The organism is Dactylosporangium sp. NPDC005572 (assembly GCF_040605515.1).
Lineage (GTDB): Bacteria > Actinomycetota > Actinomycetes > Mycobacteriales > Micromonosporaceae > Dactylosporangium.
Window position 1 is genome coordinate 15,181 of the sequence record NZ_JBEXCY010000045.1, and the last position, 14,639, is coordinate 29,819.

Below are 14,639 nucleotides of genomic sequence, written 5' to 3' on the forward strand. Positions count from 1 at the left end.
CCGGGACCGATGTTCAGGCCGGATCGGCCGGACCACGATCCGAGCCGCCGATGAGCGAACGAGGCCGATGGCACCGGCGCACGAACGTGCTGCCGCTGGCCTACCTCGCCGGGATCGTCGTGGTCGGGTTCGTCCACCCGGTGCTGGCGCAGTGGCGGTGGCTGGCGATCCACCTGCTGTTGCTCGGCGCGGTCAGCAACGCCATCGTGATCTGGAGCGTGCAGTTCACCGCCGCCGTGTTGCGGGTGCCGACCCCGGAGCGCCGCCGTGAGGCGGTGCGGCTCGCCCTGCTCAACGCCGGCGTGGTGGCGGTCCTGGCCGGTGGTGGCCTCGGCCTGCCGTGGGTCGGCGTCGCCGGTGCGGTGGCCGTGTTCACCGCGATCGTCGCGCACCTGTGCTGGTTGCGGACCCAGCTGCGGGCGGCGCTGCCCGCCCGGTTCACGGTCACGGTGCACTACTACCTGGCGGCGGCGGTGGCGCTGCTGAGCGGCATCCCGGCCGGTGCGTGGATGCTGGTGGACGACGACACCGTCCGGTCGCGGCTGGTGCTGTTCCACGCCCACATCAACCTGCTCGGCTGGGTCACCCTCACCGTGCTCGGCACCGTGCTGACCCTGTGGCCGACCGTGCTGCGCACCCGGATGGCCGACGGTGCCGTCACCGCTGCCCGCACAGCCCTGCCCGCGGCCGTCACCGGCCTGCTGCTGCTCGCGGTCGGGGTCCTCACCTGGTGGCCGGTCCTCGCCGTCGCCGGGCTCGCCGTCACCGCCGCCGCCGTACTGCTCGTGCTGCGCCCGGCGGTGCAGGTCGCCCGCCGTAAACCACCGATGTCGTTCGCGGCCTGGTCGCTGGCCGCCGGCGGCGGGTGGCTGCTCATCGCGCTCGGTACCGACGCCATCTGCCTCGCCACCGCTACCGGCGCGGATGCGGCGGTGGACCGGTTCGGTGCCGTGCTGGTGCCGCTGCTGGCCGGGTTCGCCGCCCAGACCCTGCTCGGCGCGCTGACCCACCTGCTGCCCGTTGCCCTCGGCGGTGGACCGGCCCGCGTCCGCGCCGCCATCGCCGTGCTCGAACGGTATGGCCCGCAGCGGGTCATCACCGCCAACCTCGCCCTCGCCCTGTTCCTGCTGCCCACACCGGCCTATGTACGCATCACCAGCTCGTTGCTGGTGCTCGCCGCGCTGGTGCAGTTCCTGATCCCCGCCACCCGACTCCTCATCGCCAGGAGACGCCCTATGGCCACCTCCGCACCCCCCACCGATGTCGGCCCGCCGTCCAGGCTGCTGTCCGCACCGCCGCCGGTCCGGCTGCTGGGCGCCGTGGCGGCGGGCGTCGCCCTGGTCTTGCTGGCCGTGCTTATCGGTGTCGCCGCCGACCGCATCACCGCGCCGGCCGGACCTACTACGGCGGCCGGGGCGCCCGCGCCGGCGACCGGGCACACCACGACGGTTGCGGTCACCGCCGATGGGATGCGGTTCCACCCCGACCGGATCACGGTCCCGGCCGGGGACCGCCTCGTCATCGAACTCACCAACCGCGACAATCGCCGCCACGACCTAGTCCTCGCCACCGGCGCGAGAACCGGCACCATCGGCCGCGGCGGCACCGCCCGCCTCGACGCCGGCGTCATCGGCGCCGCCATCGAAGGCTGGTGCTCGCTGCCCGGGCACCGGCAGGCCGGCATGACCCTCACCATCAGCACGTCCGACACCGCCGATGCCGCCGCCGAACACGGGCACATCGCCTCGCCACCGAACGTGGCGGCCCCGCGCATCGACCCGATGGCCGACCCCGGCGCCGGGTTCACCGCCCGCGAGGCCACCGCCCCCACCGCCGGCGCCGACCGCATCCACCGGCTCGAATTGCGTGTCCAGGAGGTCGTCCGCGATGTCGCGCCAGGGGTGCGGCAGCGGTTGTGGACATTCAACGGCACCGCCCCCGGCCCTACGTTGCGCGGCAGGATCGGTGACACATTCGAGGTCACCCTGGTCAACGACGGCAGCATCGACCACGGCATCGACTTCCACGCCGGTGCGCTCGCCCCGGACGGCCCGATGCGCCCGATCGACCCCGGGCAGCGGCTTACCTACCGGTTCACCGCCACCAAGGCCGGGATCTGGATGTACCACTGCTCGACCATGCCGATGCTGCTGCACATCGGCAACGGCATGTACGGCGCGGTCATCATCGACCCGCCCGACCTCACCCCTGTCGACCACGAGTACGTCCTCGTGCAGTCCGAGCTCTACCTCGGCCCCGACGGCCAACCCGGCGAACTCACCGCAATACAGGCCGAGCGGCCCGACGCGGTCGTGTTCAACGGCTACGTCGCCCAGTACGTCCACCGGCCCCTCACGGCCGTCGCCGGACACCGGATACGGATCTGGGTACTCGACGCCGGGCCGAACCGACGAAGCGCCTTCCACATCGTCGGCGCCCAGTTCGACACCATCTACCAGGAAGGCCGCTACCAGCTGCGGCCCGGCGACACCGGCGGCGCCCAGATCCTCGACCTCGCCCCAGCCGCGGGTGGATTCGTCGAAACCGTCCCGCCCCAACCGGGCCACTACCCGTTCGTCAGCCACCTCATGGCCGACGCCGCCCGCGGCGCCAACGGCACCATCGACGTCACCGCCCAGTCATGACGACACCCGAGACCGCCACGACCACGCACCGGCCTGCACCGACCCGGCGGCGGACCCTGCGCCGGTACATCCCACCCCAGCACGGCGCCTGGGCCATACTCGCACTGCCCTGGCTCACCGGCGTCCTCACCACCGGCTGGCACTGGCTGCACCTACCACTGCTGCTCGCATGGCTGACCGGATACCTGGCCAGCTACTACCTCCTCCAAGCGGTCAAGACCCGCCGACCCGCCCGGTTCCGCACCCAGATCCTCATCTACGCGGCACCGACCGTCCTCCTCGGCGGGCTCGTCCTCGCGCTGCGCCCGCAACTGCTGTGGTACGCCCCCGCCTACGCCACCCTGCTCGCCGTCAACATCGGCTACGCCGCCCGACGCGACGAACGAGCCCTCCCCAACGACCTCGCCTCCGTCACCCTAAGCTGCCTCATGATCTTCGTCTGCGCCACCGCCGCCCAAACCACACCCGCAGCGACGATCGCGCCATTCCTTGCAGTGACCGCCTACCTCACCGGCACCGTCCTCTACGTCAAGACCATGATCCGCGAACGTGGCAACGCCACCTACTACCGCATCTCCGTCGCCTACCACCTCGCCATCACCGCCGTCACGGCCGGCCTCCGCATACCAGTCGCGATCCTGTTCCTGTTGTTATTGGCACGTGCCGTCGCGTTGCCGCTGCGGCCGATGACCCCGAAACAGGTCGGCCTCGGCGAAGTCGCCAACTCGGTGCTTCTTCTGGCCACCGTCACCCTCACCACATGAGCCCGCGAGCCCACGCGAGCACCCACGCCGGCGGCAGCAGGATCAGCACCGTGACGCCCTGGCCCACGGCCAGGGGCGGGTCGACTCTGGATATGTGTTCGTCCGTGGCGACGGGTTGCCGATCAACCCGAACGACGCCACCACCCGCTTCCGCAAAACTCGTCCACCGCGCCGGACCGCCGCCAGTGCGGCTGCACGACCTGCGCCGCGGCGCCGCGTCTCTCGCGCACGAGGCCAGAGCGGACCTGAAAGCGCTGCAGGGCCTGCTCGGGCACTCCAGCATCGTCGTTGCCGCCGACACCTACACCAGCGTCCTACCCCAGACCCAGCGCCGCTGCGCCGACGACACCGCCCGACTCGTCTACGTCGGCGCGCCCGCAAGAGAATCAAGGCCAAGGCCCGCAAGGGCCGACCTGACCGCCACCGCGAAACAGGCGCTCCCGCCACCATCGCGCCCGATTCGGAGACGAAGTTCCAGGTCAAGAGTGGATGGCGCGGCATGAAGGCTGGGCAGCTCTCGGCATCCACGGCCATAATTGGCCGCAAGCAGCCGATGTGTACTCATGTGATCAAGTCAGGCTTAACGCTCGGTAACTGATCAGAGGACGTCCTGGCGGTTGTCGTCGCTGCGCATGCTTCGGATCCAAGGTCGGTCACGGCGGCGCTGGTTGCCTGCACAACACTTGCGGTGCGCGGGCTGCGGTGCCGTATCGTGGCGACGACGTGCGCGCTTGCTCACCGGATCTGTCTGACCTTGCCGAAATCAGACCCGCTCGAAGCCGCGTCGCATAATGGCGATGTGGAGGCAGATCGGGGATCTTCAACAGACGGAGCTGACCTGGTGCTGTTCACCTCTCAGCCACGTGGGGCCGGCAACGCTGCCACTGCAGGAATGCTGCTCGTCATCCTCGGCGGAGCGGGCTGGGGCACATGGCGCCTCATTGACGTGTCCGGACCGGCCAGATGGTTCGGTTGGCTCATGCTCGGCCTGCTCAGTCTCGTACTGCTTCGGGCACTGAACAGGCACCTCGAGCAGGTCGGTATATGGCTGCGGTGGCGCGGCCGGCCACTGCCTGCCATGCGCTTGACCGCATCCGGTCTCGACTACAGCCCCGCATACACTGGCGAGTTCGAGTTTCACGTTCCATGGGGGCCGCCGATGAGGTGTGCTTACCGGCGAGGCCCTGACAACCGCGGCTTCTTCTGGTGCCTGTACGCGTCGGTGATCGATGGTCCCGGCTCGTTACCGGCGTCCATACCAAGGACGTGGCCCCTTGCCGAGCGCTCGCTCAGAAGCGAGTGGCGAGACCTCGTTCGCACCTTCGACGTGGATGAGCGGTCACCCGTACAGGCCGCCGCTGTGACCCACCTAGTCATGTACGGCACGCCCATCGCCATCAACCCGTACCTGGTTACGGGCGATCCGTTCGACGCAGCTGACCGACGCCTGCGTGAACGCACCAACGGCCGGTGCACACTGCAACCGCCACAGCACCCCATCGGGCCGACCACGCGGCCGGATATCTGGTAGCGCCTGCACTCACGCAACCATCGACAGGGCCGTCCGCGCCCAGCTCGCCGGAGGAGGTCCCTGGGCCCCTGTCTAGGCAGGCCACAGCTTCGGCTGGATCGACGCGAACGAGCGCGAAGGTGGACACGACTAGGCCAGTGCACGCATCCGCCAGGACGTCGTGCTCCTTCGCGGTGAGCTACGGCAACCGGACAGCGACGCCTCGACCGAATGCTGTGCGCAGTTCCGCGTGATAGCTGGCGACCATGTGGGAGACCGAGTCATCGTGGGCGATCGGGGCGGTAGCGGGTTTGACGAGCAGACAGCCGCTGAGGCCGGTAGCGTGCCCCGGTTCAGCAGAGCGGCCGCAAGCCGGTCAGGTAGTCGTCGAGCGCTGTCGGTGCGACCTCCTCCACAGTGAGTGGGGCGAGTCGCGGGCGGATCACCTCGTCGAGACGGCTGTCGACAGCCGCTCCGAACAGCCCGCGTTTGGAACCGAACGCGTGGTAGACGCTCGATCGGCCCAGCCCGTTGCTCGCTCCAGCTCAGGCAGCGCGGCGCCTTCGAATCCCTGCTCCCAGAACACAGCACGAGCCGCACGTACGGCTTCTGCCGTGTCGAACGTCTGCGTGCGGCTCATTCGAAGCACCCTCTCTTTGTGTATCGCTCGACCCACTATATATTGAACCGAGCGATACATTATTGCTCGGTTCTCGCTCCCTCGCCGAAAGGACAGCTCCATGGTCATCGCAGGCCTCGTGCTCGCCGGGCTTGCAGCTCTCGTGCACGTCTACATCTTCTACATGGAGTCGATCGTGTGGACGAGCGAACGTGCGCGTCGAACCTTCGGCACCGGCTCGGTCGAGGAGGCCGCCGCGCAGAAGGCGCTCGCGTTCAACCAGGGCTTCTACAACCTATTCCTGGCGATCGCGGTTCTTCTGGGCATCGTGATCTTCCCAACCGGAGGCGCTGCGATCGGCGCGACTCTCGTCTTCACCGGTACGGGGTCGATGGTCGCCGCAAGCCTCGTCTTGTTGCTGTCGAGCCCCGACAAGGCCGGCGCCGCTCTCAAACAGGGCGTGATCCCCGCGCTCGCCGTGATCGCGCTGGCCATCGGCCTCGCTCTCTAGCTACTTCACCTGAAACAAGCATCTATGATCCGATGGGCCGGATCACCTCGGAGAGGATCAGTACCGATACCGCGTCACGTCCGGTCGGCTGGTGGAAACTCGACGATGCAAGCCGGGGCAGGTGTTCTGGGCGGGTCACTCGTCGGCCCCACAGCACCACGCGACCGGCTACGACGGCGTTTCCCTGGGCGGGGGTCGGCACCTTCAGCACCGGGATGCTGGACGCGTCCAACGTCTTGAACACCACCCAGTCCTATTCGGTGTCGGCTTGGGTCAAGGCCAACAGCCTGACCGGATACCAGACCGCCGTGGGCCAGGGCAGCACGAGCATCGTCGACCAGCGTGGTCTCACCACCGAACAGGTCGGCTCGAACGGCAACACCACCTCGCACGTGTACGACGAGGACGGCAACCCCACAAAGAGCCTCGCCCCGAGCGCGACGACGGAGATCTTCGGCGGGACGCCGGTGTCGACGCAGCCCACGACGGTCATCGGGTACAACGCGTCGGCGAGGCCGTCGAGCAGCAGGACCCGCTCTGCAACGTGACCCAGGCCCGCATGGACGGGAACGGATGGCCCTAGAAGACGATCCTGCCGTCCTACACACCGCCCGGCGGGCCGCCGATCGTTGACGCGAGCAGCACCACTGTGTACGACAAGCTCGGCCGGGTCCCGTCAACGACGAACCCGCTGGGCAAGACGACCGCGTACGAATACGACATCCTCGGCAACGTCACCAAGGTCCCCGGCCCAACCGGCAAGATCACGACGGCGAAGTACCACGCCGTCGGTGACCTCGTCGAGACCGCCGACCCGACGGGCGCGAAGACCAAACGCCACGTACGACTACCTCGGCCAGAAGCTGACAAGCACGCAGATCGTGCAGCAGCCACGACGGTGTCGAACACGACGACGTACGACCACGGCACCGGCGTGTGCGGCACCCAGCCTGCGGCGTGCCCGCGGCTGCGGAAGGTCACCTCGCCCGGTGAAGTGATCACCGAGGCGACGTACAACAGCGTCGGTGAACGGAGGGGATGCCGAGCTTGTCGGCCAGACCAGCGTTCGCGATGTCGTTCGGCCGGTAGACCCCGACGGTCATCGTGACACCGTCCAGGCCGAGCACGGGTTTGGTGTCATCCAAGACGAGCTGACCACCGGGGCGCGCATGCGGCCGGAGCCGGCCTTCACGTCAAGGCGGCGGGTGGACTGGTCACGCAGCAGGTTGATGAGCTGGACGTTGCGGTCGTCGGACATCGCGACAGTCGGCGCGGACACGAGCGGACTCCTCGAAGACGCGGGGAATTCGGTGCGCTGCGCAGCCCGCACACGGCGGTGCGGCTGGTGCCGGAGGTGCCCGCCACGAAGCGGGCTAAGCGGCGGCTCCCGGCCTCCCCGGTGGGGGCCGGCAACGAGGACCGCCGCCCACCATGAGCGCAGCTGACGTCACAGCCGATGCGTCGGGCCGGAACCAGGTGCCAAGAAGCTCATTGGCCGCCAGGCCAGCGAGCCCGCGGCGTCCCGGCCCGAGCAGGGCTTGACGACGGCCAGCCGGGCGGGAGCGTGAGTCCTCGAACGAGCCCCGCAGGGCGAGTACCCTGCCGCCGTCAGCCGTGGGACGTCAGGCGAGTAGCCATCCGAGCGCGTATGAGGCTGCGGTTGTAGGCCCGGAGGCGGCCGAAACCGGCTGTTCCCGGCGTGGGTGCAGGTCGTCTCCTGAGCCGTCGGCCATGACCGCCAGCCGGTCGCGAATGCTCGTGTCGCTGCGGCAGGATCGCGGATGCACGGGCTGTTAGCCGCACGGAGAGCCATTCCTGGTCCGTTCGGCTGCGAGTAACGTACGTTGTGCTCGGTGCTGCGGCGGCGGTGAAGCCCGCCGAAGTCGGGCATGTGCGTCGCTACCACGATCACTTGGTGTGTATGCGGCGGCCGCATTGCGGCCGCTGTGGTGGCCAGGTCGGCGCCGACGAGCAGCAGCGTGATCTCGGCGTCGCCCTGCTGGACGGGGACTGGATCGCCGTACTCCGCGGTGAACGCCCCGGCCGGATTGCACCGCGGTGGACCGCGCCGCGGATCGTGTCGTCCGCGGTGAGCAGCACCACCGCGGCCCGCGCCGCGGCGGTCGGCCGCTGACCGGTGGGTGTCTTCGCGCTAATCGCTCACGGCCGTGCCCCGATCCCGTCAGCACCGCTGTCAGCCGGCCGCCGGCCCGGGGCCGCGGTGGAGTCACGCCCGCCGATACTGTCCGGTTTGCAGCCGGCCTGCCGTCGTGTCCTCGGTCTGCTCCGGCGTTGGCGGACAGACCGGAACGAGGTCGGCGGGGCCGACCTCCGACTGGATCGCCGCGATGACCACCATTGTGATCAGGTTCTGCGGATCGACGGCGGCGGCCTGCGGCCAGGGCGAGGGTGCCTTCGCCGCGCATCCAGCAGCACCAGGCGGCCAGCGTGGCCGGGGCGGCGACGTACGGCTCAGGGACGCTGCGGGTGAGGTCCAGGCGCAGGTTGTACTGCCATATGTGGTCGCTGGTCTGCAGGGCGTCGGCACCGGACTTCGGGTGGCTGCGCCACCGCGGCGCCCACTCCGCCTGCAACGGGCACGTTATTGCGAATTTCTGGTAACGATGTGCTTGCGCGGCGACAGGGTGCCGCTCCGGCTCATGGTTAGAGTCGCGGCCATGAGCGTTGACGTCGAGGTTGTGCGGGAAGCGAGTGACGAGATTCTGAAGGCGTTCGGGCGGTTGCTTCCGCAGCTGTCGCGGTCCGCCGAACCACTTGATGTCGAGGCGTTGCGGGCGCTGGTGACGTGGCCGGGCAATCGGCAGTTGATCGCCAGGGTGGACGGCGAGATTGTTGGTGCGTTGACGCTGGTGATGTTTCCGATCCCGACAGGGCTACGGGCGTGGATCGAGGATGTTGTCGTTGATGGGGCGGCGCGGGGCCATGGCGTGGGTTCGGCCTTGACGCTGGAGGCCGTCCGCCTGGCCCGGGCCGAGGGGGCCCGGACCGTTGACCTGACGTCGCGGCCGTCGCGGGTGCCGGCGAACCGGTTGTATGAGCGGCTGGGTTTCCAGCTGCGCGACTCGAAGGTGTACCGGCTCGACGGGGAGCTCTGATTGCGGCGATGCAGGGGTCACGGCGCCTCCGGCGGCCGCCGGCGAACGTCGGTAGGCGCGATGAACGTGGTGGTCCCGAGTTCCTGCGGTGTGGGGCCAGCGGGAGTCGGGGTGTTCGCGAGCCGTTGCGCGAGTGCGGCCACGGCTGCGCGGTCGCCCTCGAGGGCGACGCGCTCTTCGTCGGTGAGGTCGAGTTGCTCAAGCATTCGATCGATCCCGTCTTTGACGGCCAGGAGCTGGCCGGCGTTGGACTGTTTGGTCAGGTAGAAGCTGCACTTGGCGCAGGCGAGTCGGTGTCGGCGCTTGGCGAAGAAGTCGTAGCTGCAGTAGCCGTCGCCGAGGTCGTCGTACTTCCACGGCTGTTCGCCACCGGCGGTGGTGCCGGTGAGGATGGACTCGCGGTCGATGAGGACCTGAATGGTGCGGACATTGCGGGTGAAGTAGTCGGCCTTGCGGTAGGCGGCGCTGAGGGTGCGCTGCGGGATCTCGCCGTAGTAGCGGGTGCTGGCAGCGTGTTTGTGGCCGAGCCATTGCTGCAGGTCGGTGAGCGTGAGCGGCTCGCGGGCGTTGAGCAGTTGGGTGGCGATGGTGGCGCGGGCCCGGTGGCTGGTGAGTGCGCCGCGGGAGTCGGATTCGGGGATGTTGGCCTTGCTGCAGAGCGCCGGGATGATCCGGTGTCGTTGACAGTTGAAGTAGGCCTTGCCGATCAGCTGGCCGCGCCAGGTGAACAGGTGCTGACGTGGTTGACGTGTCTTGCGGTCGGGCAGGTTCGGTTAGGTTGGGCGGACCAGCTTCCAGGCGTCGATGAGCTGCCCGACGACTGGGTCGACCGGTTTGGTGGAGGGGTCGGCGGTCTTGTTCGCGGGAATCCGTAGCAGGCAGCTGGTGAATTGTTCGCCTGTGTCCGGGCCGGTGCCGGTGTCCCAGATGATGCAGTCGAGCTCGAGGTGGTGGATCTCGTCGATGCGGCAGCCGGCGAACAGCCAGACGCCGACCAGGGCGCGCAGCATCTCGATCGGGTAGTAGGTGCTGAGCTGGCCTTTGGCCTTCGAGGCTGGGCTGCCGTAGGGCTTGAGGTCCTCGCTGTTGAGGGTGAGCCCGGCGACCATGAGCTTGGCCCATGATGCGTCGTCGATGATCCACGGGTTGGGTTTCATCTGAGCGCGCAGCGAGATGGGGAGGGTAAGCACCCGGCGGGGCCCGAGCTTCGCCTCGATCCACTCGAAGTCGATCAGGTTGCAGAAGAAGCCGCGGATGCTGTCGATGCGGTTGGCCATCTCGGACGCCGCGAGCGGGCGGCCGTAGCTGGTCCTGTTGTGGTTGTGGCCGGCCCAGTCGCCGCAGTTGGCGTGCATCGTGTCGGCGACGTACTCCGCGGCGATGTCTCTGGTCCACAGGTCCGGGCTGACGGCCTCCGGATGTTTCTCGGCGGTCCATCGGCCGGCGATGCAGATCGTGGAGAACATGACCTTGGCGGTGCTGGACTCCTGACGGGCCAGCTTGCGCCAGCGCTGCGCCCAGTCCAGCCACGGGCCGGGAACGTCGGCGAGCGTGCCGGCGCGGTTGCCGCGGCGGTGCTCGTTGTTGTTCAACGGCCGCGAAATGATCCGCCGCTCGGCCAGCACCCGGGACACCTTCGCCAGACCCAGCCGCCGGGCGGACCGGGTCGGGTGGTCGGACAGCACCGCGAACACCGCTTCCTCGGTGGTAGAGACGCCCGAACATGCGCAGGTTGCTGCGGCCGGTGAGCTTCGGGCTCGTCGGTACCGAGGTTGAGCAGCCGGAATCCGTCGTACTCGTCCGCGATCGCCCGTGCTTGCCACAGGTCGGGTACGGATTCGTCCACGATGCCGAGCGTTCGATCAACGTGTTGTCGAAGACCGCACAGCTCGTATGAGGCCGATGTATGAACGTGTATCCCAGGTTGGTGCACCGGGTAGGGTGAGCTCTATGGCATGGCGCGTGTTCGGCCGGAAGCGCACCGTCGCGGCGGGGGCATCGGTAGCTGTTCGGGCAGAGGATCAACTGCGCCGACGCATCCAGCGATGCGTCGACACCGAAGACGCGAGCCAGGCGCTCGGCACCGCGGCCCTGGCCGAGGTCTCTGCAGTACTCGACGATGTCGCCGCCGCCGCCGTCGGAGACGGATCCTCCTTGGACGCCCGAGCGATCAATGACGTCGCGCTGCTGCACCGTCTGCGAGTCATCGGCCTGCACGGATCATTCGAGGACCGCCACGCTTGCGGCGCCGCGCAGGTCCTAGCCCACGCTATCGAACCTGCCGCAGTACCTCCCGACGTCCGCGATGAGGTTGCTGAAGCCGTGTCGCATGGCGCACCGACGGATCTGCCGACCGCGGTGTTGCGGGTGCTGCAGGGCAACGCCTCGGCGGTCCGCGCCGCGTGGCGCCGTCAACCAGATCCGCAGCTCGCCGATCTGCTCGTACATGCCTTCCAGCGCCTGATCGAGATGTCCGACCCCATCAGCCCGGCACACCCGACCCGGCTCCTCGATCTCGCCGCCACTCTCAGCGGCCGGTACGACTACCTCAGACCCGGCGGTGACCTCGCCGACCTCGACGAGGCTATCCGCATCACCGACGAGGTCATCGCGGCAAGCACCGACGACGCCGCCCTGCTCATCCGGGCGCACAAGCTGCGAGGCCCGATGCTCGCCGACCGGGACGAAACCAACCCAGGATCGACTGACCTCGCCGAGGCCGTGGTGTCGTTCCGTGCCCTCGTCGACCTGACCGACCCTGCCGATCCCCAGCACGCCGACCTTGTCCGTCGCCTCTCGCACGCGCAAGTCCTGCTCAGCGAGCTCAGCTAGGGAAACGCCACCGCCCGCTGCGCTCGGCCGTGATGCCGGCCGGCCGGCGTCTCAGAGTGCATCGACCACATGCGGCTGTTCGCTGCCTTGGCCGAGGCACCCCACCATGGCGGGCTGTGACGGATGCAGGCGCCAACATGAGATCGTCCGGCCGGTCTGTGGTGTGACCGCACCGGGCGAAGCGCTCGGTGCTGGTGGCGCTGCGGACGGGCACGCGCGGGCGCCGGAAGGCCGCGGTTCTGGAGCCGGCGCCACGCTGCTGCATCAGCCCAGAATCTGCCCGGAGTCCACCTTGGCGCGTCCCACGGCCTGCAAGCCCCCGCGTCGAGCGAACCTGCCCGGCTCACCTGGCGTCGCTGTGGTCCATGCGCCGCCACCTGAATCGTGGGTCGAGGCGCGGCGACGTCTCGTCGTCGTACCCCACGTGGAGTTCTGGTCAGCGTCGACACCACCCTTCCGAATCCGGACGTCCCACCGCTGCCCATCCGTGTCGCAGCCAAGTGTCGAGCCGGTCGAGCCGCCGCCAGGCGCCGTTCCACCAGTGCTCCACCGTCCGTATCTCGCCCACGGGCGACACCATAGTCGAATGCATGTGCTGCTCCTCGGCTTGTGTGGGCGATTTTCGGCCTGTATGACCGAGATGGCGGAGGGCCGCGCGCTGCGTTGGTGTCTGGTTTACTGCCGGTATGGATAGATCCAGGCTGCTGCACTGCCTTGACGCCGAAGTCGCCCAACTTCGCGCCGCGGCTGCACGTGATCTGACTGCACCGGTCCCCACTTGTCCTGAGTGGACGGTCGAGGAGCTGGTCCGTCATGTTGCGAACTTCTATCTTAATGTCGTGGTGCGGCGCTTGCACATGCCCGAGGATGTTCCAAGGGTGGAGTTGGCTCCAGACGCACTGGCGGCCCTCGACCGCGGCTACAACGCGGCGGTACAGGACCTGGCCGGGCGCCAGCCCGACGAGCATGTGGGACAGATGCCGCATGAGACCGTGTACTACTGGACCCGGCGAACGACACACGAGACGGCCATCCACCGCGTGGACGCTGAACTGGCAGTGGCCAGCCCGGTCGGTCCGATGCCCTACGATCTAGCGATCGATGGGATCGACGAGATGCTGACGGGCTTTCTCAGCGAACTTACCCGGCGGTTTCCTGAGGAGTTCGCCGCTCACCTGAACGATTGGGGCGGCAACGTGGTGGCCGTGTCAGCCAGAGACACCGCCTGGTGGATAACTGTGCGACCCGACGGCGTCGACGTCGCCCGGGGCGATCCTGGGCAGGTCCCCAACCAGGCCACCCGGGCACGTGTTCAGGGCGAGCCAGCTGCACTGTTGTACTGGCTCTACAACCGGGCCGGCAACGACCAGGTGGTCACAAGCGGCGACGGTCAATTGGTCGCACAGCTCAAGCGGCTACTGACGGCCGTCACCAACACCGTCTGACGCGTGTTGGCGTGAAGAGACTCGTGGGGGCACGGGAAGTGAGTGGCCGGCTACCAGCTGTTTTGGGTGGACAGGCTACGGATGCTGTTCGGTGGGCAGGGGCGATGGTGATGCCACCGAGACGCGGGTAAGTCATCGACATGAATGAGTCGACGTCGCGGATGCCGAAGCCGCGGCGTTGGATGAGCCGGATGCGGGCGTTGATGCCTTCCAGCCGGGAGCTGGACAGGCCGAGCCGGATTGCGGCGATGATGGCGTCGAAGTGTTTGCGGATACGGCGGACCAGGCTCTTGAACGCCTTGATCCGGCTGGGCAGTGCGGCAGTGCACCAGGACTTGAGATAGGCGGCGGCGTCGTCGGGATGGACGCTGCGGTAGAGCTCGCGCAGGCGTTCCTTGAGTTCCCAGGTGCGCCAGAGCTTGTAGCGGTGGCGGCGTAGCGCGTTGACGATGTCCTCGTGCTGCTGGTCGAGGCGTTCCCAGCCGGCGCGGAGCGCGTAGCGGGTGCGTCGCCAGTCGCGGCGGTTGGGCAGCCCAGGGGCGAGCGGGATCCGCGGCGCCTCGGCCCGGTAGACGGAGTCGAGGACCTCGTTGGTCCACTTCAACACGTGAAAGGGATCGAGGCAGACGATGGCCTGCGGGATCCGGTCGCGGGCCACCGTCATGTAGATGCTGGATCCGTCCAGACTGATCGCCTCCACTTGGCTGGCGCGGGCCGGGTCGAGGGCGTCGAACAACGCTTCGAAGGCCGGCTTTGTTGCGGTCCTTGCCGACCCACACCACACGGCCGGAGTCGTGGTCGGCCACGGTCGTCAAATACCGGTGGCCGCGCTTGTACGACACCTCGTCCACCCCGATGCGTAGCAGCCCGTCCAGCCGGGTGTCGTCGATGTGCTCGACCACGACCCGGTCGACGATGGGGTCGAGGGCCTCCCACGTGCAGCGCAGCAGCCGGGCCACGCTGGTCTTGTCCATCCGCTGCGCCAACCGGGCCGCCACGTCCTCGAAGTCGCGGGTGTGCCGCGCACCCGGCCTGGCCCACGCACCTGCTCGGTGCGACACCCGCCCACACGCCGGGCAGTCGATGCGGTGCACCCTCGGCTTCCAGGAACACCTTGCAGGCCCCGAAGTCCAGGTGCCGCCACCGGCGCCGCGAGCTGTCGTAGTGCGATCGGGTCTGCCGCCCGCACGGGCAGAG

The 14,639-nt window shown here is 68.5% G+C and carries 14 protein-coding genes and 3 pseudogenes; 11 read left to right on the plus strand and 6 right to left on the minus strand.

The window, feature by feature from the left end; genetic code table 11:
* The first annotated feature begins 50 nt into the window (after positions 1 to 50).
* The 6 genes and pseudogenes from ABZS66_RS22555 (at position 51) to ABZS66_RS22580 (ending at position 7,157) form a co-directional block, all read left to right on the plus strand.
* Positions 51 to 2,645, plus strand: a complete 2,595-nt coding sequence (locus ABZS66_RS22555) for a multicopper oxidase domain-containing protein (RefSeq protein ID WP_354760607.1) — start codon at positions 51 to 53, stop codon at positions 2,643 to 2,645.
* Entirely contained in the window at positions 2,642 to 3,409 is a 768-nt protein-coding gene (locus ABZS66_RS22560) for a YwiC-like family protein (RefSeq protein WP_354760608.1), read from the plus strand. The genes ABZS66_RS22555 and ABZS66_RS22560 overlap by 4 nt, the downstream gene beginning before the upstream one ends.
* Positions 3,410 to 3,491: 82 nt before the next feature.
* Positions 3,492 to 4,007: pseudogene (locus ABZS66_RS22565) on the plus strand (tyrosine-type recombinase/integrase); the annotation flags it as partial.
* A 1,652-nt stretch (positions 4,008 to 5,659) separates the two neighbouring features.
* Positions 5,660 to 6,049 (plus strand): DUF1304 domain-containing protein, encoded by a 390-nt coding sequence (locus ABZS66_RS22570; protein ID WP_354760610.1) that lies wholly within the window; start codon positions 5,660 to 5,662, stop codon positions 6,047 to 6,049.
* 215 nt (positions 6,050 to 6,264) lie between these two features.
* Positions 6,265 to 6,597, plus strand: a complete 333-nt coding sequence (locus tag ABZS66_RS22575; protein ID WP_354760612.1) for a hypothetical protein — start codon at positions 6,265 to 6,267, stop codon at positions 6,595 to 6,597.
* A gap of 101 nt (positions 6,598 to 6,698) precedes the next feature.
* Positions 6,699 to 7,157, plus strand: a complete 459-nt coding sequence (locus ABZS66_RS22580; RefSeq protein WP_354760614.1) for an RHS repeat domain-containing protein — start codon at positions 6,699 to 6,701, stop codon at positions 7,155 to 7,157.
* Here ABZS66_RS22580 and ABZS66_RS22585 read toward each other — a convergent pair.
* On the minus strand, positions 7,149 to 7,328 hold the full coding sequence (locus ABZS66_RS22585) for a hypothetical protein (protein ID WP_354760616.1): 180 nt from the start codon (positions 7,326 to 7,328) through the stop codon (positions 7,149 to 7,151). The genes ABZS66_RS22580 and ABZS66_RS22585 overlap by 9 nt on opposite strands.
* 636 nt (positions 7,329 to 7,964) lie before the next feature.
* Here ABZS66_RS22585 and ABZS66_RS22590 point away from each other — a divergent pair.
* Positions 7,965 to 8,183 carry a hypothetical protein gene (locus tag ABZS66_RS22590; RefSeq protein ID WP_354760702.1) on the plus strand — a complete coding sequence of 73 codons (219 nt, stop codon included), beginning with the start codon at positions 7,965 to 7,967 and terminating at the stop codon, positions 8,181 to 8,183.
* A gap of 93 nt (positions 8,184 to 8,276) precedes the next feature.
* Here the strand turns inward: ABZS66_RS22590 and ABZS66_RS22595 are convergent, their stop codons facing one another.
* Positions 8,277 to 8,408 carry a hypothetical protein gene (locus tag ABZS66_RS22595; RefSeq protein WP_354760704.1) on the minus strand — a complete coding sequence of 44 codons (132 nt, stop codon included), beginning with the start codon at positions 8,406 to 8,408 and terminating at the stop codon, positions 8,277 to 8,279.
* Positions 8,409 to 8,466: 58 nt separating this feature from the next.
* A pseudogene (locus ABZS66_RS22600) lies at positions 8,467 to 8,643 on the minus strand (DUF4192 family protein); the annotation flags it as partial.
* A gap of 84 nt (positions 8,644 to 8,727) precedes the next feature.
* Between ABZS66_RS22600 and ABZS66_RS22605 the strand changes: the two are divergent.
* Both ABZS66_RS22605 and ABZS66_RS22610 read left to right on the plus strand, forming a co-directional pair.
* Positions 8,728 to 9,165, plus strand: coding sequence for a GNAT family N-acetyltransferase (locus tag ABZS66_RS22605; protein ID WP_354760618.1), 438 nt, complete (start codon positions 8,728 to 8,730; stop codon positions 9,163 to 9,165).
* A gap of 125 nt (positions 9,166 to 9,290) precedes the next feature.
* Positions 9,291 to 10,040 carry a hypothetical protein gene (locus ABZS66_RS22610; RefSeq protein WP_354760620.1) on the plus strand — a complete coding sequence of 250 codons (750 nt, stop codon included), beginning with the start codon at positions 9,291 to 9,293 and terminating at the stop codon, positions 10,038 to 10,040.
* Here the strand turns inward: ABZS66_RS22610 and ABZS66_RS22615 are convergent.
* Positions 9,939 to 10,859: a hypothetical protein gene (locus ABZS66_RS22615; RefSeq protein WP_354760622.1), complete on the minus strand. Its 921-nt coding sequence runs from the start codon at positions 10,857 to 10,859 to the stop codon at positions 9,939 to 9,941. The two genes, ABZS66_RS22610 and ABZS66_RS22615, sit on opposite strands and share 102 nt — an antisense overlap.
* Positions 10,860 to 11,115: 256 nt before the next feature.
* Between ABZS66_RS22615 and ABZS66_RS22620 the strand changes: the two genes are divergently transcribed.
* Complete coding sequence (locus ABZS66_RS22620; protein ID WP_354760623.1) at positions 11,116 to 11,997, plus strand: hypothetical protein; 882 nt, start codon at positions 11,116 to 11,118, stop codon at positions 11,995 to 11,997.
* A 686-nt stretch (positions 11,998 to 12,683) separates the two neighbouring features.
* The gene (locus ABZS66_RS22625; RefSeq protein ID WP_354760625.1) at positions 12,684 to 13,442 is read left to right on the plus strand and encodes a maleylpyruvate isomerase N-terminal domain-containing protein; all 759 of its coding nucleotides are present in this window, start codon (positions 12,684 to 12,686) and stop codon (positions 13,440 to 13,442) included.
* Here the strand turns inward: ABZS66_RS22625 and ABZS66_RS22630 are convergent.
* Positions 13,426 to 14,178: a transposase gene (locus ABZS66_RS22630; protein WP_354760627.1), complete on the minus strand. Its 753-nt coding sequence runs from the start codon at positions 14,176 to 14,178 to the stop codon at positions 13,426 to 13,428. The genes ABZS66_RS22625 and ABZS66_RS22630 overlap by 17 nt on opposite strands.
* Before the next feature lie 52 nt (positions 14,179 to 14,230).
* A pseudogene (locus ABZS66_RS22635) lies at positions 14,231 to 14,536 on the minus strand (helix-turn-helix domain-containing protein); the annotation flags it as partial.
* Positions 14,537 to 14,639 lie beyond the last annotated feature (103 nt).

What these genes read in the sequence shown, in the direction of transcription:
- ABZS66_RS22575 (WP_354760612.1), top strand. Translation starts at nt 6,265, where the DNA reads ATGCTGGACGCGTCCAACGTCTTGAACACCACCCAGTCCTATTCGGTG.
- ABZS66_RS22625 (WP_354760625.1), top strand. Translation starts at nt 12,684, where the DNA reads ATGGATAGATCCAGGCTGCTGCACTGCCTTGACGCCGAAGTCGCCCAA.
- ABZS66_RS22570 (WP_354760610.1), top strand. Translation starts at nt 5,660, where the DNA reads ATGGTCATCGCAGGCCTCGTGCTCGCCGGGCTTGCAGCTCTCGTGCAC.
- ABZS66_RS22595 (WP_354760704.1), bottom strand. Translation starts at nt 8,408, where the DNA reads ATGGTGGTCATCGCGGCGATCCAGTCGGAGGTCGGCCCCGCCGACCTC.
- ABZS66_RS22560 (WP_354760608.1), top strand. Translation starts at nt 2,642, where the DNA reads ATGACGACACCCGAGACCGCCACGACCACGCACCGGCCTGCACCGACC.
- ABZS66_RS22605 (WP_354760618.1), top strand. Translation starts at nt 8,728, where the DNA reads ATGAGCGTTGACGTCGAGGTTGTGCGGGAAGCGAGTGACGAGATTCTG.
- ABZS66_RS22555 (WP_354760607.1), top strand. Translation starts at nt 51, where the DNA reads ATGAGCGAACGAGGCCGATGGCACCGGCGCACGAACGTGCTGCCGCTG.
- ABZS66_RS22620 (WP_354760623.1), top strand. Translation starts at nt 11,116, where the DNA reads ATGGCATGGCGCGTGTTCGGCCGGAAGCGCACCGTCGCGGCGGGGGCA.